A 20,772-nucleotide genomic window follows, 5' to 3' on the forward strand; every position below is an offset into this window, starting at 1 on the left:
CTGTCTACCCTTTCACTGGTGCTAACCATGGCGTATCAACTGAACCTGAACTGGCCGGAATTTCTCGAAAAATACTGGCAAAAGCAACCCGTTGTGCTGAAAAATGCCTTCCCGAATTTTGTCGATCCGATCACGCCTGACGAGCTGGCCGGTCTGGCGATGGAGCCGGAAGTCGATAGCCGTCTGGTGAGCCACTCCAACGGCAAATGGCAGGCCAGCAATGGTCCGTTTGAGCACTTCGACGGTCTCGGCGAAACCGGCTGGTCGCTGCTGGCGCAGGCGGTGAACCACTGGCACATGCCGGCCGCTGAGCTGGTGCGTCCGTTCCGCGTTCTGCCGGACTGGCGTCTTGATGACCTGATGATCTCTTTCTCCGTCCCTGGCGGCGGCGTGGGTCCACATATCGACCAGTACGATGTGTTTATCATTCAGGGAATGGGAAGCCGCCGCTGGCGCGTGGGCGACAAACTGCCGATGCGTCAGTTCTGCCCGCACCCGGCGCTGCTGCATGTTGATCCGTTTGAACCCATTATCGACGAAGATCTTGCGCCGGGAGATATTCTCTACATTCCACCAGGATTCCCGCACGACGGCTTTACCCATGAAACCGCGCTCAACTACTCCGTTGGTTTCCGCGGGCCAAACGGACGCGATTTGATCAGCAGCTTTGCTGATTACGCGCTGGAGAACGATCTGGGCGGGGAACATTACAGCGATCCGGATCTGACCTGTCGCGAACATCCTGGCCGCGTGGAGCAGTACGAGCTCGATCGTATTCGTCAGATGATGATCGACATGATCAGCAAGCCTGATGATTTCACCCGATGGTTTGGCAGCTTTGTTTCCACGCCGCGCCATGAGCTGGATATTGCCGCCGCCGAGCCGCCTTATGCGTCGGAAGAGGTGCTGGATGCACTGCAGGGCGGCGAAACCCTGACCCGCCTGAGTGGGCTGCGCGTGCTGAACATTGACGGTCATTTCTTTATCAACAGCGAACTGCTGGAGACAGCAGATGCGAAGGCAGCGGATGCGCTGTGCCGCTATACCGAACTGGGTCAGGCTGAACTGGGGGATGCCCTGAATAATCCGGCCTTTGTTGAGGAGCTGACCGGGCTGATTAACCAGGGCTACTGGTTCTTCGACGAGTAACGCGTTGCGGCGTTTAGTAAGAACTAAGCGCCGCCTCTGCTATCGCTTCACAAATTTCTGTACGATTATTGTGGTTCATTATAAAAGCTCCCCGTTAGTTAATTTAATCATGACAGGTAAATTATCAGATAATAATTTGTCTGATACTTATTTTTTGACGTGAGGGCTTCGTGCCTGAATAGTCGCAATATTATATTCTGTCAATGATGTTTCAAAATGCTAATACGGCTTCATCGTCGTGATTTATACGCTACAGTTAATTTCGTGCAACAGCCATATAACCGAAACAGGAGAATAGACATGGTAGATAAAAGCGAAATTAAGGATCACACTCAGGTTGTAGCCAGCTGCGGAACGCACGTCGGCGTTGTTGACCACCTGGATGGCGAGCGTATTAAACTTGCGAAAAGCGATCCGGAATCTGGCGGGAAACACCATTATATTCCTCTCGGCTGGGTCGACAAAGTGGATGATAATAAAGTCATCCTGACCAAAAACCACAAAGAGGTTTTTGCTGAGTGGCAGGAAGCATAAATATATTTCAGATAGCGAAATATATTTCGAGGCTCCGGTTTTACGCCGGAGCTTTTAGCGTATTAAACATGGCTGGCCGCAACCAGATTGCCGTCGCGTTAAATGAGTGATACTGTCTGCTCTCTATTACACGATGCAGGCACCGCGTTATGCTCCAGAATGAAAATACGTCAACGAAACGCGTTTTCTTTGTTGAGGATTTTCATGTCTTTGGCGAGCGTTACGGCATCGACTATCGTTTTCCACAGCTGAAAGATAACGCAGCGACGGGTAGCCCGGTTCTGCACGGCGACGTGGAAGAGATGACACTCTCGTCAGGTATTTCACTTACCCACTCGGATGTTCGGGTTTTACAACCCTATGAAACCACCTCTCGCCACAGCAGCCCGCTCTATATGCTGGTGGTGCTGGAAGGGTGCGTCACGCTCACGCTGAATGGCAATGAGTATGTGGTGCGCTCCGGTATGGCGTTCAGTTCCCGGCTTAGTGAGGAACAGGTGATGAGCGCGCGCCACACGGCAGACAGCACGCTGAAAACCCTCTCGTTTGGCGTGTATCCCCATGATGTCAGGCGTGAGAACCTGCTGGAAACGTTGCTCGTGGAGTGGCAAAGCCTGAATGCGCCCACGTTCGTCTGGCAGGTGCCAGGGTTTGTGCTGTCAGGCATTCAGCATGCGCAGCAGCAGGGCCTGAGCGTGCTTTCCCGCAAGCTGCTGCTGGAAGGGTTGATGTATCAACTGCTTGGCCACGGCCTGAATCAGCGCCAGCAACATTGCCCGTGTCGGCCTGAGCATGCGCGTCTGGAGCGCGTGCGGAGCATGCTGGAACAGTCACCGGAGCAGGACTACACTCTCGCTCAGCTCGCGGCGCTGACCGCAATGAGCCAGAGCAGCCTGCGCAGCAAGTTCCGCCAGCGCTACGGCACCACGCTGTTTGACTACCTGCGCGACTGCCGTCTTGCACTGGCTCGACGCTATCTCCTGGAAGGCTATAGCGTGCAGCAGGCGGCATGGATGTGCGGTTATCAGCACGCTACCAACTTTTCCACTGCATTCCGTCGTCGCTACGGTGTTTCACCGGGCGACGTGCGAAAACATCGCTAACGCATTTTTCTCTCCCGCGCGAACGCGATCCGTGCGGTTTGGCATCGCGCATACGTAACCTGGCAGCGCGCATAGCCGTTTGCGTTCTCAAAAAGGTAATAATTCTTATTAACAATTAGAAATGCCTTTGGAGAGGACCATGTTTGCTAAGTCGCGTCTGGCACTGCTGGTGGGATGGATTACCGGTAGCGTCGCTTTTCCTTTACTGGCGCAGGATGCCCAAAAAACTGAAACCGTGGTGGTTACGTCGCAGATGCAGTCTGGTGCCACCAAACTTGAAACCCCGGATATCGAGACGCCCCAGTCGGTGTCTATTGTCACCCGCGAGCAGTTCGAAGAGCAGGGCGCAACCAGCGTGCGCCAGGCCGTGAGCTATACGCCCGGCGTTTACAGCAACCAGATCGGGGCTTCAAACCGTTTCGACTACATTGTCTTGCGCGGCTTCTCAGATGGCAGCCTGGATAACGTCTACCTCGACGGCCTGAAAATGATGGGTGACACCAACTCCCACAGCTCGCTGGTGGTGGACCCGTGGTTCCTTGACAATATTGAAGTGGTACGCGGTCCGGCCTCTGTGTTGTATGGCCGTTCATCGCCGGGCGGCATTGTCGCGCTGACCTCGCGTAAGCCCTCCTTCGATCCGGGCGGGGAGATCAAGCTGTTCGCCGGGAATAACGATCAGCGCGGCGCTATGTTCGACGTCACTGGCCCGCTCGACGATAACGACCGTGTGGCGGTGCGCCTCAGCGGCATGACCCGCTACGCCGATTCCCAGTTTGACCCGCTGAAAGAGGAGCGTTATGCCCTGATGCCGAGCCTGACCTGGCGCATCACCGATAACACCCGTCTGGATCTGATGGCTTATCTGCACCGCGATCCGGAAGGCGGTAGCCACTCCGGGCTGCCATATGACGGCACCGTTGTTCCGCACTACGGCAAGAAGATCTCCAACACCTTCTTTGAGGGTGAGGACGATTACGACAAATACGATCGTCGTGAAAACATGGTTGGCTACAACATCGAGCATATGTTTGATAGCGGCTGGTCGGTGCGCCAGAAGCTGCGTTACCTGCATACAAAAGTGGAACTGAACCAGGTGTATGCCGCAGGCTGGCTGAACGAAACCGAGCTGAACCGCGGCTATTCCGGCTCCGACGAGAAGATGAATGCCATCACCCTGGATAACCAGGTGGACGGCAGTTTTGATACCTGGGCGGTGAACCATCGCGTGCTGATCGGGATGGATTATCAGGATCGCAGCAACAATGTGACCGGCTATTACGGCGGATTCCCGCCTATCGACGCGTTCCACCCGGTTTACGGCGCGAAGCCGGACTACATCACTCAGTACAGCAAGGAAAAGCACAAGCTACGCCAGACGGGCTACTACCTGCAGGATCAGATGTCCTTTGACCGCTGGCGTCTGACGCTCGGCGGCCGTTACGATCAGGTGAGCGTGTCGAATGTCGACAATTTCAACCATACCCGCAGCGATCTGGACAAAAACAACTTTAGCAGCCGCGCGGCGTTGCTGTATCTGTTTGATAACGGCGTCGCGCCGTATGTCAGCTACTCCACCGCGTTTACGCCGACCAGCTTTGCCGATGAACAGGGCAACATCCTCGACCCGATGAAAGGCAAGCAGTGGGAAGCCGGGGTGAAGTATGAGCCGGAAGGGATGAACAGCCAGTTCAGCGCCTCGGTGTTCCGCATCAACCAGAAGAATATCGCCACCAAAGAGGAGCCGACCGATCCGTACCGCTCTATCGGGGAAATCGAGTCTGAAGGCGTCGAACTGGAGGCGATTGGTCAGTTGACCGACAGTCTGCGCCTGCAGGCGGCATATACCTACACCGATATCCGCTATAAGAAGAGCAGCCCGGAAGAGGAGGGTAAGCGCGCCGTTTATGCCCCGCGTAATATGGCCAGCGCCTGGCTGAGCTATGACGTCAAAACGGGCCCGCTGGATGGCCTGACCGTTGGCTCCGGCGTGCGTTACGTGAACGGTGTCACCAGCGATCGCCAGAACACCCATACGCTGCCGTCTTATACGCTGGTGGATATGGTGGTGGGGTATGATCTGTCGAAAGTAGGGCTCACGGGCGTAAGCGCGCAGTTGAACGTCAATAACCTGACGGATAAAAGCTACGTGGCGGCGTGTAACTCGCTCTCTTACTGCTACTTTGGTGCGGAGCGCAGCATTGTGGGCAGCGTGTCGTGGACGTTCTGAGCAGGTAATATTGCCCGGTGGCGCTACGCCTACCGGGCCTACAGGAGCAAGCAGGCCAGCCGCCTGCAAAATATTGGGCAGCTCACTGATTTCGGAGTAGAAGTTCCAGCGTCTGCTGTTTCGGTCTTTCCAGTAGCGCGATCGCCTCCTGATACGTTCGCACGTTGTTATAGCCCATCACCAGCCCGTAGCGTTTTCCCGTTCCGCGATACCACTCCGAGAGCGCATTCACCTGCAACTGTTGCGCTTGCCAGCAGCGCGCGATCTCACTGTCGCCGCTCCCTTTCGCCAGGAACGCCACGATGTGCATTCCGCCGTCGTTTTGCTCGGTGAAAAACAGATCGCCATACACCTCACGCAGGGCGGCAATCATCCAGTCGCGGCGGGTCTGGTACAGCGCCCGCATCTTCTTCAGATGACGGAAAAAATGCCCTTCGTTGAGAAACGCGGTGAGGATCTTTTGCGTCAGCACCGGCTGGCCGCTGGCGACGATATCGGCGCAGTCGGTAAATGCTTCCACCGTGCTGGCGGGCATCACCACGTAGCCCATCCGTAGCGACGGCATAATAGTTTTGCTGAAGGTGCCCATAAAGATCACCCGGTCGTGCTGGTCGAGGCTTTTCAGCGACGGCAGGACCTTGCGGGTGTAGTGAAATTCCCCGTCGTAATCGTCCTCAATGATCCATGCCTCGTTTTGTGAGGCCCAGTCGAGCAGTTGCTGTTTGCGCGGCAGCGAGAGCGTCACCGCCAGCGGGCTCTGGTGCGACGGCGTGACGATAGCGAAGCGGGCATCACGATGATTACGCAGCAGATAGTCCGTATCCATACCTGAACGATCGACCGGCACGGTGTGCAGTCGCGGCACGATCCGCTTGAGTAACTGCTGGCCCATAAAATAGCCTGGGTCTTCAAACAGCACTTTGTCGCTGCGGCTGGCAAGGGTATCGAGGATCAGACGCAGGCTGCCGCTGTAGCCGCTGGTGATCAGCACCTGTTCGGGCGTGCAGGACAATCCGCGTGAGATATTGAGGTAGCTGGCGATGGCCTGGCGCAGGGGATACCAGCCCAGTACTGGCGGGTTGAGCATCTCCTCCTGGCGCATCGAACGTGTCGCCTGGCCTGACAGCAGCAGCCATTTTTTGTAGGGAAAGCTGTCGAGAGCCGGTATGCCAGGCCGTAAAAAACCGGCGCGTTCGCGCTGGCTGATAAGCGATTCCGGCAGCGTACCGGTGGTCTGTTCTGCGGGGGTGTGGTGATCAGGCAGTAATAAATCCGGGTTCACCCGCGTGCCGCGCGCGCCCTGGCTCACCAGATACCCTTCGCCCGTCAGGATGGCGTAGGCCGTTTCGACGGTTTTGCGTGCCACCTTCAGCTCTTCGGACAGCACGCGGATGGCCGGCACTTTGTCGCCAGGCTTCAGCACACCGCGCGTGATGTTATCGCGATAGCGCGAATAGATTTCGTGATAGCCCGGCTTCATGTCCTACCTCATTTCACGCATTTTGTATCTTTTTACTATGTCATGAACGGCGTAGATTTGCCTCATCGCATGACATCTGCCGCACAAAAAAGAGGAAAGACAATGAGCACTCGCGTAAACCATCATAAAGCCACACCGGCCCTCGCCAACGCGCTGTCCGCCCTGAGCATGGAAGTGGCGAAAACTTCCATCGACCCGGCGCTGAAGCACCTGATCGACATTCGTGTTTCACAGCTGAACGGCTGTACCTTCTGCCTGGATATGCATTCGAAAGAGGCCAAAATTGCCGGGGAGCGCGAGCTGCGTCTGTACCACCTGGCGGCCTGGCGCGAGTCCCCGCTGTTTAGCGCCCGTGAAAAAGCGGCGCTGGCATTTACTGAAGCACTGACGCAGATTGGCGTTCACGGAGTGAGCGATGCATTGTACCGCAGCGTGGCGGAGCATTTCTCGGACGTGGAAATTTCAGAGCTGAACTTCGCCATCGTGGCAATCAACGCCTGGAACCGTCTGGGTATCACGTCCCGCATGGAGCCCGGCTCGCTGGATGCGGCTTACGGGTTGAATAAAGCTAACCTGGAATAATGCCGCATGCCCGCAGGCATGCGGCAGATGATAATCAGAAAGCGAGCTTATAGGTTGCGCTGACAATCTGATCGGTATCATGACTGGAGGCGTTAATATTGTAACCTACCCCGAAAGTCATGTTTCCTTTCTGGAACTTCAAGCCTGCCTGCCCGTTAAAGGTTGTGTCGTCAATGATTTCAGCGGAAAGCGCGTCGCTGCTGCGAATGCCAACGGTATGGAGAGTGCTTTTCGCATCCCGATCGCCCGTGACGGCGGTAACCCCAACGCCTGCCTGCGAGCTAAGATTCCAGCCGGAATCCAGCGCGAACGTTTTGTTGATGTTTACCCCGACCGGGAACTGCCAGATATTCTGGGTGCCTTTGTCGGTATGAAAAACGTTTTCACCGCCTTTGTTTTTAGTGTCAAAGGACTGTGTAACCAGCTGGTTATAGCGTACTGCGGCATAGGGAATGAGATCGACGACGTGAGTCTCAATCAGATATTCGCCCCGCAATCCAGCGCTGAACAGACGGGAATCCACACTGGCGTTCAGCTTACTGCCTGCGTTCATCCAGCCAGGCTGTTTCTGATAGAGGTCATTGTTGCTCTCCGTCAGGCTGACATCACCGGTGACGCTAAGCTGGTTGTGACGCCAGTTCTGGTAAAGCGAAATCCCCCAGAAGCTGAAATCATTATGCGTTGAGTTGAAATCCCCGCGCGAGTTGCTGTCGCCATTCCCGGCATGGAAGGCAGCGCCGCTACGCATGTTGCCCAGCGAGGTTTCGTACTCTTTATCCGCGCCCAGCATCAGCCCGTAAAAATCACTGTCAAGGCCGTAACGCATCGATCCGGCACTCAAATCGCGGCTGCGCTGGTTACCGTAGAGGGTCTGAACCCATACGCTGGCGTCAGACTCAGGAGCTTGTAAACCACGGCTGGTCACTGAGTTTCGGTCGATAATGGCGTTAACCGCAGACGCGCCTGCCGCCAGAGTGTTGCTTTGTACGCCGCCTGCGAAAGCTATTTGTGCGGCGCTGTTGACGGTTTTCACCACCTGATCCACGCTTGCTTGCGGCGTGTCGATGGCGACAGAAAGGAAGCGCTGTCCCGCATGCTGAGCGGTTCTGGAGTTTTCTCCACTATTGATCAGCGTATCCAGGGCGTGGGCAGTGACCACGCCAGGCAGCACGTCCTGAGCCGCTCTGGCACGAGTCGTCACCGTCACCTCACCGTTATTTTCCCCGGTGCGGGCAATCAGTAATTTATTCAACAAAAGGTTGTCTTTCTGCCAGCCATCACCGTTAAGTTGCACATCGCTAAAGCCCTTAGCGACAACGTAGGTCTGGTTAGCTTTGGCATTCGCAACGTAAAGCGCTGCGGAATCCGCGACGGTTAACGTCCCGTCAACGGCGGAAAGCGCGGCTTTGCCACCGGTTGTGTCTTGTGCGTCAACCATCAGCAGAGAATGGTCCGCGAACCCGGCTTTATTGTATTCCGCATCATACATCCCGGTGCTGCCCGTGAGCGCGCCGTCAACGCGCAAACCGCCCTGGTTTGCCGTGAGCGTCTGTGGTGCCTGGATTGCCAGCGCAGCGGTGATACCCTGTGGACCCCACTTCAACTGGCTGTCGGCAAACGCTGCTTCTGCCGCAGTGGTCGAGGTATCGCCCAGCACCAGCAACGCGTTTTGGCCTACAGTAATGCGACCATTGATTTCCGTGCCGCCGCTGGCGACTCTTGATGCGTCTGCCAGCGTGCCGCCATCTGACCATGCCGGGTCGATAAACATTCTTGCGCCCTGGAGATCCAGCGCATTCGCGATCAGCGTGCCTGCGGCGTCGGCTTTGCCAACCCTAATCTGTGCATCCTTGCTGGCAGTAAGCTGGCTTGCCTGCAGTGAACCATTGACGACAAGCTGGGCATTGTTTTGCAGATTTATATCCGCGTGCAATGTTGCAGCAGGATCGATATTAACCAGGCCGCTGCTGGTAATGCCTGCGCCATGGGAAATTATCGTATGATCGCCTGCCAGAATATTCATCGTGCCCTTTTCGGCAACATTCACGCTGCCGGTAAGCTGGCTGGTAATATTGTCGATAGCAGATGAACCGATAGAAAAAGTGCCCTGGGTGACGGCGACATTCACTTCCGCATCGGGCGCATTCACGACATCGAACAACGCGCCACCGGCAGCGCCGGTCAGCGTCAGCGCCTGATTACCGACGATTTCAATTGACGGTGCATCGTTGCCCTCAAAGCGTAATTGCGCCGCACCAAAGCCATTGCTTACGGCAATGCGATCGTCCGTAACGCTGTTTTCAGCGCCAATCGTCAGTTTATTTTTGCTGGAGGTGACCTGCGTGTTTGCCAGTACAGCCTTCGTTGTGGCCGCGTCGATGACGCTGGCCGTACCTGCTGCATTTTGCGGGTCGCGGATCACGCCCAGCATCACCAGGCTGTTGCCCTGGGTGAGATCCAGCATGTTATTGACCGCCTGAACGTATTCAAGCTGGTAGTCAGCATCGGTTAATACCAGGGTACTGTCTTTAAATGTGATACGCGCCCCGGTGTCGGTATATCCGCCAGGCAATGCAGCAGATGCGGATGCTTTAAATAACCGATCCGATTGTGTCTGCAACTGGCTGTGGTTGGTTAACGCCAGCGATGCTCCCTCTTTCAGAGACAACGTATTCGCGATAATTTTTGTCGCATCAAAAGCCAGCTTGCCACTGCTGAGCTGGATTGGTGCGGTAAGGGTCTCACCTTTGACTGTCAGCTGTTGGCCGACATTATCGTTGGTGAAGCCACCAGCAATCGCCACGTTGCCAGCAACGTTCAGGTCACTGAATTTACTGAACTGTGTACCGTTAAACTGCGATTTCCCCGCCAGATGAAGCGTGCTGTTCTGCCCGTTGCCGTAAAGATGACCTTGCACGTCACTGTTATTCAGCCATATTTCAGAGCGGTCTGCCGTGCTGGTATCCAGACGAATATCTCCTGAAACCGTGCTGTCGTCCAGTTTAAGGGTGGCCGTGTCGCCGTTGATATCGATGCTGCCGTTGAGTACGGAACGAGTGATCTCCATCGCCGTCTGCGCTGCCTGGTTGGCAATAATATTGCCGTTAATCGTACTGTTATTTACAGAGAGGCTATTGGTTCCCCCTGCGCTGGTTATTGCCAGCGACCCGGTGAGTTCGCTGTCGACAAGAGAGATCGTATTGGTTTTGCCTGCATGCGCGGTATTGTTTATTTCAATGGCGTTTTCCGTGGGAAGAAGCGCATGAGTAGTATCGATCTTACTGTTAAGCACATTGATCGTGTTGTCATTGCTGGCGTTGTACAACAACACGCTACCTGCCTCTATGACGCTGTCCTGAAGGGTTATATCATGTGTTCCTGCCCCTCCGGCCAATATACGACCATGAACAGAACTGCCGTTGGTAATATCAATGTCGGTGTTACCGTTATCGCCCGGAGAAAGATAGATAGCGTTACCCCTGGCATAATTTTTACTGAAGTTGCCCGCGGCGTTTTTATCCTTCTGATCGTAATTGATGTCGGCATCTGCACCGTTTAGCGTTGCGTTGTCGACACTAATTTGCGTATGGGTTAAGGCACCCCCCGCTTCGATCCAGTCGACGGAAGCCTTGTTTGCCAGCAGAATATGCGCAGTGCCAGCCTTACTGGCGTTGATATAATAACCGTTAAGGTTTGCACCATCGACCAGCAGTTGCTGTATATCAGATTCATTACGCGCTGAGGTTCCACTGGCAAAGTAGATATTTTGCGCTTTCGCTGTGCCATTAATTGCGGTTTCCTGGGTGGGGCTGGTGAAATACCATGCCGTAGGCACCGGGCTGAACGGTGAAGTCATCTGGTATTCTTTTAAGCCACAGACGCCATCTGCAGAAAATACCGTACAGCTGTTGGCAAATGCGGGTGCAGAAATGATAACGCTGCTACCTACAATCACGCTGATGCGTGTTGCAAGTTGGGTCAGTTGAAATACATTTTTCATCTTTACCTTCCCTCTGTTGTTTTTATGGCTTTAGTACGAACAGATACCAAAAAGCCCAAAATTGATTCATCCCTTGTTACATTTAGCAGCATATCAAAACGAAACCGCGTCATTATTCAGATTGATCTTTCTGAACCTGGATAATTCGCAAACGAAGATGTATCTGCATGTTATTACAGTTTTTTTGAGAAAATATTTGTTTGGACTTGTGAAGAGGCGCACGTTTTGCCTCATTCTGATTAAGAATATTCTTATAATTCGCGGGAAAAGTGGGAATTGAAATTTTAAACATTACCAGTGATGATTAACGCTATCCACAGAGATGGTAAGGCTTAAGCAATGATTATTGTATTGACATCCTGTAGATATTTTAGACAGGGATTTAATGTCCTCATAGAGGAATTTCTTTCAGAAACTCCCGCATTTAAAAATGTCCTTTATGTTGATGACTTAAAAAAAGTAAGCAAAGAACATTTATTAAAAGCCAAAGCAATAGTAGTGGATTATGGTCAGTCTGATACTAACGCATTGAATGCGTTGATGGAAATCAAAAATAAATATGAGCATAGCTACATAATTTTTATTACCCGTGATGCCTGTTTTGAAAGCACGATTGAAAATATTCTCATCAACACGATTGCGGACTTCACCGTAGATTGTAAAAGTTGTGTGCGAAAATTGAGCACCTGTCTGGCACATTTTGCTGAGGCGGAACAGCAAGTTACTATCATTAAAAATACCCGGTGGTATCATCTCGAAAAAGAAAAAGATTTAACGAAGATGGAGAGTATTTTACTTCCCTATATCGTCTCTGGAAAAAAGAATAAAGAAATATCACGTTATCTTAACTTAACAGGGAAAACGGTCAGTCATCACCGCAGAAATATTTATCGTAAGTTTTCTGTTACAAATTTGATAGGACTGTATAAGAAATTTGATCACAACGTGTGATGCAGCAAAGGACGAGGTAATTAAGTGGATAACATGATTGCTGTTCAAAAAAAACTGGAAGAATCGTTATTGATTCTGGCTGAAGAGGGAAGGAGTAAAGAAAAGCAGCTTCGTGTCTACCAGGAATGTTTTAGTCAAATTACCGTGGACAGAATCCCCAGGGTAATGCGTAAAGATTACTATTCAATTTTAACCTTACTTCATGATTTACATGTGGGGCAGGAGAGCGCCCATTTTCAGCCATTATCACCTGAAAAGGCGTATATTCGTTCAGTCGGGACTGAACTTCCCGCCGCCATTATTTTGCTTTATAAGCACCTCACCGAATGGATTGCAGTTGAAAATTATCTGGTGAGCCAACGGTATTTTTTAAATTAAACTTTCACAATTCCTGCTCTTTCACCTCTCGTTTCTTGATACTTACCCTGATAACCATTATCTTGAGTGTGTGATACGAGAGAATTTCCCATGAGTGAAGACGATCTGTTTAGCCGCAGGCCGATGGGCATGCGGATGGCGATGGTCGTGCGCCAGTGGCGCGCGGTGATTGATGATGCCATTCTCGATACCGGGTTAACCCAGTCGAGCTGGACGGTGATGATGCAGCTTCAGCAACTGGGGGATAACGTCTCGGTGAGTGAACTGGCGGAGGTGCAGGGTATCGAACTGCCGCCGCTGATGCGCACACTGACACATCTGGAAAAGCAGGGCTACCTGCTGCGCACCGTGTCCCCTTATGACAAGCGCATCCGGCTGCTTACCCTGACGCCTGAAGGCAATGCCGTGTTGAAAACGCTCACCCGCGTGATTGAGACGTTTCAGGCTCGCGTATCGCAAAACATCGCGCCGGAACATATTGAGATTTTCAGCGCTACCCTGAATCAAATCGCCTGCAATTTGCGGACAATCCGCGAAGAAGATAATAAGACCGAAAAATAATGACGCCTGAACAAAAGTTTGCCCGCTGGGTAAGGGTCAGTATTGCCTCTTTCCTGCTGATGTTTGTCTACTTTATCGTCGCGGATATCTGGATACCGCTGACGCCGGACTCCACCGTGATGCGCGTGGTGACGCCGGTTTCCGCGCGCGTTTCTGGCTATGTGGCGGCTGTCCATGTGCATAACAACAGCCAGGTGAAGAAGGGCGATCTGCTGTTTGAGCTGGATGACACGCCGTTTCGTAATAAGGTTGAAGCCGCACAAATCGCGCTTGAGCAGGCTCGCCTCGCCAACGATCAGCTGGACGCGCAGATCGCCTCTGCACAGGCCAGCCTGAAAACCGCCGTGCTGACGGCGCGTAACGACAAAGTGACTTTTGATCGCTACCAGAAGCTGAGCACCCTGCAGAATGTCTCGCAGGCTGATCTGGATAAAGTCCGTACCACCTGGCAGAGCAGCGAGCAGTCCGTCAGCGCATTACAGGCGAACATTCATAACCTGCGCATTCAGCGCGGTGAGCGGGATGAATACCACAACGTGACGCTGCAAAAATACCGTAATGCGCTGGATGAAGCGGAACTGAATCTTGGCTGGACGAAAGTTTACGCCGAAGTGGATGGCACGGTGAGTAACCTGCAGTTAAGCCCTGGATTTTATGCCTCGTCCGGCTCGGCCGCGCTGGCGCTGGTGAATAACCAGACCGATATTGTGGCCGATTTCCGCGAAAAAAGCCTACGCCATACGCACCAGGGCACCGATGCCGCCGTGGTATTTGATGCCTTTCCGGGACGTGTGTTCCGCGCCCACGTGACCAGCAGCGATGCCGGTATCCTCGCAGGGCAGGAGGCGGTGAATGGCGAACTGTCTGAGCCTGAAACCTCCAACCGTTGGGTGCGTGATGCCCAGCGTATGCGCATCCATGTTGCGCTGGATGAGGCGCTGCCGAAACATCTGCCGACCGGCGCGCGGGCCACCGTGCAGCTCTACAATAGCGAAGGACCGTTTGCGCGCTTCTTCTCCGGGATGCAGATCCATCTGGTGAGCTTGCTTCACTATGTCTATTAGCACTCTGGCGCGGGTGTTTACTCCGCACGGTAACATTGTCTATACGGCAAACGACTTTCGCCAGACCCTGCGCATCGTCTTTGCCGGGATGATTGCGCTCAGTATCTCCAGTTTCTACAACACCAGCTATGGCGTATTTTTTGTGGTCTACCCGATCATGCTGCTGTCGCTGGTGCCGGTCTTTAACCGCCACGTGGCGAAGCAGTTTATCTTCAGCGCCTCGCTCAACTGCGTTGAAATGGTGATTATCATCGGCTATCTGTCGCAATGGCCGGCGATCATGACGCTGGTGGTATTTGCCCTGTACGTGATGCGTTTTCGTTTTATGAGCAAGGGGCCGCTGTTTCTGTTCGGCTCAATGGGGGTGGTGTGCCAGAGTGTGATGCTCAACTTTATGAGCTATCCCACCACCGACTGGCACACGCTTCTGTTCTCTAACATCGAAGCGAGCGTGATGGCGGTGTGCCTGAGCGCGTTGATGAACTACCTGCTGCCGGACGTTGAGCCACGCAAGCCGCCACCTTTGATTGAAAAAGACGACGCGCGCGTGCGGCATGAGTCGCTGCTTTCCGGTACCGTTGCAACGATGATTTTCGTCGTTTTCCAGATCGGTGATTTAAGCGATTCGCTCTCGGCGCTGATGGCGGGGATTTTGATCCTGTTTCCGATGCACTATCGCGGCTCGGTGATGAGCTCGATCTGGCGCGTGGTCGGCGTGGTGCTGGGTTGTCTCTATATTCTGGTGGTGCAACTTATTCTCTACGATCACAGCAGCCATATGCTGTTGATGATGCCGCTTATCGGTCTTGGGCTGGCGTTTGGCGCACGGCTGCATGTGATGGAGAAGGTTGGCGCGGGCGTCGGGTTTGCCAGTATCACCACCATCGGCATTATGTTCGGGCAGAACATGCACCCGGACACTGACCTGGTGTTCAGCGATCTTTATCGTATTACCTCCGTCACCGTTGCACTGGTGACGACGCTCACCCTCGTGTTTCTGGTGCACCTGATCCTCAACCGCTTTGCGGCGACGCGCTATGTGATCGCGCCGCCAGAAGAGGATTAACGCGCTAGTACGGCGGGCAACTGGGACAAGAGAAAGAGGATCAGGCCAATCGTTCCGCCAACCAGCGTGCCGTTGACGCGAATAAACTGCAGATCTTTACCGATGTTCAGCTCAATCTGGCGCGACATATCTTTCGCGTCCCAGCTTTTTACCGTGTCGCTGATGTGGCGGGTTAAAAACGCGGCGAAGTCCGGGGCCACACGGTGCGCCGCCTGCTCAAGATGCTCGTTGAGTGATGCACGCAGGCTGGCATCGGCCGTCAGGGTTTCCCCGAACCACTGCCCGGCATTCGCAATACGCTGTTTCACGCGGGAATCGTCGCTCTGCATATCTGTCTTCAGCCACTGGCGCAGATCGGCCCACATCTCACCCAGATAGCGGTTAAACGCCTCGTCGTTCTTCAGGTAGTGTTTGATGTTCTCGGCTTTTTCCGCCATTTCCGGATCGTTTTTCAGGTTGTCGATAAGTTTCAGCGTGGCGCGGTCAAACGCCTGGCGGATCTGATGCGTGCGGTCATGGCTGATGTCGTCCAGCAGGGTATTCACCGCGTTCGACACCATCTCGGCGCTCTGATCGCCCAGCCATTCCGTTGGCAGCACCATCGCCTTGCGTGGATGTTCGGTCTTAAGCCAGTGGACTATTTGCGCGGCAATAAAATCTCGTGTGCTTTCCCGCTGAATCAACGTGATCAGGCGGTTAATGATCGCATCCAGCAGCACCTGGTGGCGGTTGTTTTTGGTCATGCTCTCCAGCATCACCGCACTGGTTTCGGTGAAATCGACCTTATCAATCGCCTTATGTACCGCCCGTTTGAGCAGGCGCTGAATGCGTCCGTCGTCGGTGAGTTCCAGAAAACCGCTCATCACCTGAATCAGATGCTGCCCGACCCGGCTGGCGTTGTCGGGCTTACTGAACCAGGTGCCAATCATTTGTGCCGGTTCATAGCGGCGGATTAGCGCCACCAGTGATTGTGTATCAAGAAACTTCTCCTGCACAAACTGACCGAGATTGTCGCCGATGCGGTCTTTATTGCGCGGAATAATCGCCGTATGACGCGAGATAAAGGGTATCGGCACCCGGCGGAACAGCGCGACCACCGCAAACCAGTCCGCCAGCGCACCGACCATCGCCGCCTCAGCAATGGCCTTCACGCCGCGCACCCAGAAGGTCTGAGGCAGGAAGAGGGTAGTGATAAACGCCGCAGCAGCAATCAGCAGCAGTGACAGCGCCAGCAGCTTGGCGCGTTTGAGTTCAGCTAATTTTTCCATGGGTTAAGGATAGAGGGAAGCGGGGGGAAAGTGCAAAAATCGCCACATCACCGCAGCATTAGGGCTTTACTCAGAACCTTCCGTATATACCCAACTTTACGCCCGTACCCAGTCATATTGACTACCCTTAATACCCTAAGCGGTAATTAATGGAGATTCGATATGGCTTACCAGACAGTAAATCCTGCTACTAACCAGCTCATCAAAGAATATCCCTCCCACACCGACGCGGATGTCGACAAGGCGCTGAAAACGGCCGATGCGCTCTACCACTCCGACTGGGCGAAAGGCGATATCGACCAGCGTTTGCCGGTGCTGCACAAACTTGCTGATCTGATTGAGGCGCGCGTTGAGGATCTGGCCAAAATTGCCAGTCAGGAGATGGGTAAGCTCATCGAACAGAGTCGCGACGAGGTGAAACTGTGCGCGCAAATCGCCCGCTATTACGCCGACAACGCGAAACAGTTTCTGGCACCGGTAAAATATAAAACCGACTTCGGCGACGCGTGGGTCGAGCATCATCCTATCGGGGTACTGATGGCTGTTGAGCCGTGGAACTTCCCTTACTACCAGCTGATGCGCGTCCTGGCTCCTAACCTGGCGGCGGGGAACCCGGTGATCGCCAAACATGCGAGCATCGTGCCGCACTGTGCTGAGACGTTTGCGCATCTGGTACGTGAAGCCGGTGCGCCGGAAGGGGCGTGGACCAACCTGTTTATCTCTTCAGATCAGGTGGCGAGCATTATTGCGGACCCGCGTGTGCAGGGCGCGGCGTTAACTGGCTCTGAAAAAGCCGGTAGCGCGGTTGCGGCGCAGGCGGCGAAACATATCAAAAAATCGACCCTGGAATTGGGCGGTAATGATGTATTCGTGGTGCTCGACGACGCAGATCTCGACAACGCGGTGAAAACTGGCGTAAATGCGCGACTCGCCAACGCCGGGCAGGTTTGTACTGCAGCAAAGCGCTTTATTCTGCATGAAAAAATCGCTGACCTGTTCCTGGCCAAATTCACCGAGGCGTTTAAGCAGGTGAAGGTTGGCGATCCGCTGGATGAAAGCACCACGCTGGGGCCGTTGTCATCCAAAGATGCGCTTGAGACGCTGACCAAGCAGGTCAACGAGGCGGTGAGAAACGGTGCAAAACTGCACTATGGTGGTAAGCCGGTACAGCGTGAGGGTAGCTTCTTTGAACCGACAATCCTGACCAATATCTCGCGCGAGAATCCGGCGTACTTTGAAGAGTTCTTCGGCCCGGTCGCGCAGATTTACGTGGTGAAAAGTGACGATGAAGCGGTTGCGCTGGCGAACGATTCCCACTACGGGTTGGGTGGGGCGGTGTTCAGCCAGGATATTGAACGCGCGAAGAAAATGGCTTCACGAATTGAGACCGGGATGGTCTATATCAACTGGCTTACTGATACTGCGGCAGAGCTACCGTTTGGTGGCGTGAAGCGTTCCGGCTACGGGCGTGAGCTATCGGACCTGGGGATCAAAGAGTTTGTGAACCAGAAGCTGGTGGTGGTACGTCAGTAAATGCGGTAATAAAAAACCTGCCTTCTGGCAGGTTTTTTTATGGGGGCGTTATTTTACTTCGATCTTGTCCCAGCCACTTTTGAACATGCAGCTGTCTACTAACGTATCCCTGCGATATTCATTAGCGTCTTCAACCGTATAGCTCGTGGAAATATCCTTTTTCTTGTGCTTTTTGTCCGTTTTTTCCGAGCTTGAACCGGTGACGACATTGTCCGGAGGCAGATCGATCAGTGCCTGCGCTTCGCATTCCGTGAGCTTTTTATTCATCTCAACATCACTCACCCCAGGTTTGACCCATTTATACTGGACGCAACCGGTCAGAAGTAACGTAGCGCTGAGAAGACAAAGCGCGGCGATGCGGTGTTTCATCAGAAGGTCACTCCGCCGCCTACATATGCGCCGTCAATGAGGGTGTGGTTTGGACGACCGTCTTTGCCGTCAACACTCACGTGGCGATAGCCCACTTTCAGAGTGACAGGTTTCACTGGCGTCCAGCTTACACCGCCGTTGGCTTCAACGTAGTTTTTCACGCTGTTGTTCAGGCCATCTGGTGCCACATAGCCTTCACCATATACGTGAATGCTGTCGGTCAGGGCAACGTTCACACCGCCACCAACCGGGAATGCGACGCCGTTATCGCCTTTTTTCGGGCCGATGTAGATAGCTTTCGCACCCGCGTTCAGCATCACCGGGCCGAGTTCCAGGTTATAACCCGCGCCAACACCGCCGGTCTGGGTGCCGTCATCGGTATTTTTGAGCCAGTTACTGTCTACATAAATACCGGATGAGGATTTCCCCATTTCCAGATTTAAATTGGTGAAGTTTTTACCTTGCTCAATGCTGCCGCCCATTGCCAGTGCGGAACCCGATACGGCCGTCAGAGCAGAAAGGAGAAGGATGTTCAGTTTTTTCATGTTTTATGCCTCATCATCAAATTAATCTGAGGCCACCTTAACAAGCGATGTTTATGACTGCAAATGTGATGGAGGACGCGGTTTTATGCTGTTTTTGTTAATTATTTTGTTTTTGAATGTTATGGGGCGGTTGATTTTTCACGACGTCAATGCGTAATGTTTTTACGTTTAGAATGAGTTTAATTTTTTCTCTAAACAGAGGCTGAATGGGGGCGAAATAATGATTTGAAGTGAAACAATTAAGGTTCTAATAATTTCCAAAAATATTTCAAATGTCATAAATTAAAACGTAAATTTACATTTTGGGGCGTGTTTTGACCACTGGAACAAAGGTTTTACTAAGGTCAGATTGACCGTCTGCGTTTATAACCTCTTTTCTACTAAAAAAGTAGCCAAAATCGTTATTTTTCTTATGTTATTTTTAATGTTGTCTCAGCCATTTTGTTATGGCTTATTCCTGGCATTCAGCGATAAAGCAAAAGGATACAGAATTTTTACGCTTTCTGGTGCCTTAATCACTTCAATATTTTTATTTGTTCTGATTCCATCTCTGCTTGGCGGTGTGGCTTATTATGTTCTAAATTCGGCTATAAATAGCGAATGGTGACGACTATTACGTCATTGAGTCTTTACCCACTAATAATATACCTAAGTGGTTGAGATAAATTTCTTTGAGCCTACAGGTAAGCGTAGGCTCAATGCTTTAGCGTCTCGTTATTTCCTCAACCCCGTAAACGCCGCCCGAATCTCATCTTCCGGCAGTTCTAATCCTATAAACACCATCACGCTTCGCGGCTGTTCATCGCCCCACGGCCTGTCCCAGTCGGCGCTATACAAACGCTGTACGCCCTGGAACAGCAGGCGGTTCGGCTCGCCGTCAATCCACAGCATTCCTTTATAACGCAGCAGCTTATCGGCAAACGACAGCAGCAGGTTCTCCATCACGCGGGAGACCTCGCTGATATCCACCGGATAATCCAGCTCGACCACGATAGAGGAGACGTCGTTTTGCTTATCGGCCATAAAGTGGAAGCGCGGTTTTGAGGTAATGTTCTCTTCCAGCATAAAACCGTTGGTATTGAACAGTTGGGAAAGGTCGATGTTACCGTGCGTCACGGTATAAATCGGTGCGCGTGAGTTAATGCGGGTCAGGCGCTCGCGCAGTTTTTCGCTATCGCCCGCCACGTCGGTTTTGGTCAGCAGGATGCGGTCGGCGTAACCCACCTGAGACTGAGCAATGGTGAACTTATTCATCTGTTCGTCGGCGTGAACCGCATCGACCAGGGCAATGACGCCGTCCAGCAGGTAGCGCTGGCAAAGAATATCGTGGGAGAAAAAGGTCTGAATAATCGGGCCTGGGTCGGCCATGCCGGTGCATTCAATCACCAGGCGGTCGAAGTCGATCTCCCCGCGATCGCGGCTGTCGAGCAGATCCAGCAGGGCATCTTCCAGTTCGTTGGAGCGGGTGCAGCAGATGCAGCCGTTGGTCAGCGTTTTGATCTGCGTGGCGCGGTCGCCAATCAGCTGATCGTCAACCGAGACTTCGCCGAACTCGTTTTCGATTACGGCAATTTTAAAGCCGTGTTGTTCGTTCAGAATATGGCGCAGCAGGGTGGTTTTCCCTGCGCCGAGAAAACCGGTCAGCAGGGTGACGGCAATCGGGGTCATGGTTTCTCCTTTAGCAGCAGCGGACGCCGCCTTCTCCACTTCCGCCGTAGCGCGCTTCCTGACGCTCGCGGAAGAATTCGGTATAGGTCATGTACGGTTTATCCGGATGGTTGGTCTTCATATGCTCAACGTAGTTGTCATAGTCCGGAATGCCAATCAGCATTTTCGCCGCCTGACCGAGGTATTTTTTCGCTTCGCCTAAGTTACCAAACATAACATGTCCTGATAAGAAAAAGCCCGGTGACGCGCAGCGATCCGGGCCTACAGTACCTGTGTAGGGCGGGTCAGCGT

18 protein-coding genes are annotated in these 20,772 nt (G+C 53.2%); 11 read left to right on the top strand and 7 right to left on the bottom strand.

What is annotated here, in order from left to right; all coding sequences use genetic code 11:
• The first annotated feature begins 27 nt into the window (after nucleotides 1–27).
• The 4 genes from EoCCA6_RS14935 to foxA all read left to right on the top strand — a co-directional run bounded on the left by EoCCA6_RS14935 (nucleotide 28) and on the right by foxA (nucleotide 5,016).
• A complete protein-coding gene (locus tag EoCCA6_RS14935; RefSeq protein ID WP_152083305.1) occupies nucleotides 28–1,149 on the top strand; it encodes a ribosomal protein uL16 3-hydroxylase in 1,122 nt (373 codons plus the stop codon).
• Nucleotides 1,150–1,449: 300 nt separating this feature from the next.
• The gene (locus EoCCA6_RS14940; RefSeq protein WP_152083306.1) at nucleotides 1,450–1,683 is read left to right on the top strand and encodes a DUF2171 domain-containing protein; all 234 of its coding nucleotides are present in this window, start codon (nucleotides 1,450–1,452) and stop codon (nucleotides 1,681–1,683) included.
• A 149-nt stretch (nucleotides 1,684–1,832) separates the two neighbouring features.
• Nucleotides 1,833–2,786: a helix-turn-helix transcriptional regulator gene (locus EoCCA6_RS14945; protein WP_152083307.1), complete on the top strand. Its 954-nt coding sequence runs from the start codon at nucleotides 1,833–1,835 to the stop codon at nucleotides 2,784–2,786.
• Nucleotides 2,787–2,907: 121 nt separating this feature from the next.
• Nucleotides 2,908–5,016 carry a ferrioxamine B receptor FoxA gene (foxA, locus tag EoCCA6_RS14950; RefSeq protein ID WP_152083308.1) on the top strand — a complete coding sequence of 703 codons (2,109 nt, stop codon included), beginning with the start codon at nucleotides 2,908–2,910 and terminating at the stop codon, nucleotides 5,014–5,016.
• An 82-nt stretch (nucleotides 5,017–5,098) separates the two neighbouring features.
• Here foxA and pdxR read toward each other — a convergent pair whose 3' ends face one another.
• Entirely contained in the window at nucleotides 5,099–6,496 is a 1,398-nt protein-coding gene (gene pdxR, locus EoCCA6_RS14955) for a MocR-like pyridoxine biosynthesis transcription factor PdxR (RefSeq protein WP_152083309.1), read from the bottom strand.
• 102 nt (nucleotides 6,497–6,598) lie between these two features.
• Here pdxR and EoCCA6_RS14960 point away from each other — a divergent pair, with 102 nt between their 5' ends.
• Nucleotides 6,599–7,078, top strand: coding sequence for a carboxymuconolactone decarboxylase family protein (locus EoCCA6_RS14960; protein WP_010427243.1), 480 nt, complete (start codon nucleotides 6,599–6,601; stop codon nucleotides 7,076–7,078).
• 34 nt (nucleotides 7,079–7,112) lie between these two features.
• Here EoCCA6_RS14960 and EoCCA6_RS14965 read toward each other — a convergent pair whose 3' ends face one another.
• A complete protein-coding gene (locus tag EoCCA6_RS14965; protein WP_152083310.1) occupies nucleotides 7,113–11,078 on the bottom strand; it encodes an autotransporter outer membrane beta-barrel domain-containing protein in 3,966 nt (1,321 codons plus the stop codon).
• A 339-nt stretch (nucleotides 11,079–11,417) separates the two neighbouring features.
• On the opposite strand from EoCCA6_RS14965, the gene EoCCA6_RS14970 reads away from it, so the two are divergent.
• The 5 genes from EoCCA6_RS14970 to EoCCA6_RS14990 all read left to right on the top strand — a co-directional run bounded on the left by EoCCA6_RS14970 (nucleotide 11,418) and on the right by EoCCA6_RS14990 (nucleotide 15,098).
• A complete protein-coding gene (locus EoCCA6_RS14970) occupies nucleotides 11,418–12,029 on the top strand; it encodes a helix-turn-helix domain-containing protein (RefSeq protein ID WP_152083311.1) in 612 nt (203 codons plus the stop codon).
• Between the two features lie 24 nt (nucleotides 12,030–12,053).
• Nucleotides 12,054–12,407 carry a hypothetical protein gene (locus EoCCA6_RS14975; protein ID WP_152083312.1) on the top strand — a complete coding sequence of 118 codons (354 nt, stop codon included), beginning with the start codon at nucleotides 12,054–12,056 and terminating at the stop codon, nucleotides 12,405–12,407.
• 90 nt (nucleotides 12,408–12,497) lie between these two features.
• The gene (locus EoCCA6_RS14980) at nucleotides 12,498–12,968 is read left to right on the top strand and encodes a MarR family winged helix-turn-helix transcriptional regulator (protein ID WP_152083313.1); all 471 of its coding nucleotides are present in this window, start codon (nucleotides 12,498–12,500) and stop codon (nucleotides 12,966–12,968) included.
• Nucleotides 12,965–14,032, top strand: coding sequence for an HlyD family secretion protein (locus EoCCA6_RS14985; RefSeq protein WP_152083314.1), 1,068 nt, complete (start codon nucleotides 12,965–12,967; stop codon nucleotides 14,030–14,032). The genes EoCCA6_RS14980 and EoCCA6_RS14985 overlap by 4 nt, the downstream gene beginning before the upstream one ends.
• Entirely contained in the window at nucleotides 14,022–15,098 is a 1,077-nt protein-coding gene (locus EoCCA6_RS14990) for a DUF2955 domain-containing protein (RefSeq protein WP_152083315.1), read from the top strand. The genes EoCCA6_RS14985 and EoCCA6_RS14990 overlap by 11 nt, the downstream gene beginning before the upstream one ends.
• Here the strand turns inward: EoCCA6_RS14990 and EoCCA6_RS14995 are convergent.
• Nucleotides 15,095–16,366 (bottom strand): DUF445 domain-containing protein, encoded by a 1,272-nt coding sequence (locus EoCCA6_RS14995; RefSeq protein ID WP_152083316.1) that lies wholly within the window; start codon nucleotides 16,364–16,366, stop codon nucleotides 15,095–15,097. The genes EoCCA6_RS14990 and EoCCA6_RS14995 overlap by 4 nt on opposite strands.
• Before the next feature lie 162 nt (nucleotides 16,367–16,528).
• Between EoCCA6_RS14995 and EoCCA6_RS15000 the strand changes: the two genes are divergently transcribed.
• Nucleotides 16,529–17,899 (top strand): NAD-dependent succinate-semialdehyde dehydrogenase, encoded by a 1,371-nt coding sequence (locus tag EoCCA6_RS15000; protein WP_152083317.1) that lies wholly within the window; start codon nucleotides 16,529–16,531, stop codon nucleotides 17,897–17,899.
• A gap of 48 nt (nucleotides 17,900–17,947) precedes the next feature.
• On the opposite strand, the gene EoCCA6_RS15005 is transcribed toward EoCCA6_RS15000, so the two are convergent.
• From EoCCA6_RS15005 to EoCCA6_RS15020, 4 genes are all read right to left on the bottom strand, one after another.
• A complete protein-coding gene (locus EoCCA6_RS15005; RefSeq protein ID WP_152083318.1) occupies nucleotides 17,948–18,268 on the bottom strand; it encodes a hypothetical protein in 321 nt (106 codons plus the stop codon).
• Nucleotides 18,268–18,813 carry a YfaZ family outer membrane protein gene (locus EoCCA6_RS15010; RefSeq protein ID WP_152083319.1) on the bottom strand — a complete coding sequence of 182 codons (546 nt, stop codon included), beginning with the start codon at nucleotides 18,811–18,813 and terminating at the stop codon, nucleotides 18,268–18,270. The genes EoCCA6_RS15005 and EoCCA6_RS15010 overlap by 1 nt, the downstream gene beginning before the upstream one ends.
• A gap of 714 nt (nucleotides 18,814–19,527) precedes the next feature.
• Nucleotides 19,528–20,481 (bottom strand): GTPase, encoded by a 954-nt coding sequence (gene yjiA, locus EoCCA6_RS15015; RefSeq protein WP_152083320.1) that lies wholly within the window; start codon nucleotides 20,479–20,481, stop codon nucleotides 19,528–19,530.
• A 10-nt stretch (nucleotides 20,482–20,491) separates the two neighbouring features.
• Nucleotides 20,492–20,695 carry a YbdD/YjiX family protein gene (locus tag EoCCA6_RS15020; RefSeq protein ID WP_003856610.1) on the bottom strand — a complete coding sequence of 68 codons (204 nt, stop codon included), beginning with the start codon at nucleotides 20,693–20,695 and terminating at the stop codon, nucleotides 20,492–20,494.
• Nucleotides 20,696–20,772: the final 77 nt, after the last annotated feature.

Origin of the sequence: Enterobacter oligotrophicus, from assembly GCF_009176645.1 — a bacterium.
Taxonomy (GTDB): Bacteria; Pseudomonadota; Gammaproteobacteria; order Enterobacterales; family Enterobacteriaceae; genus Enterobacter; species Enterobacter oligotrophicus.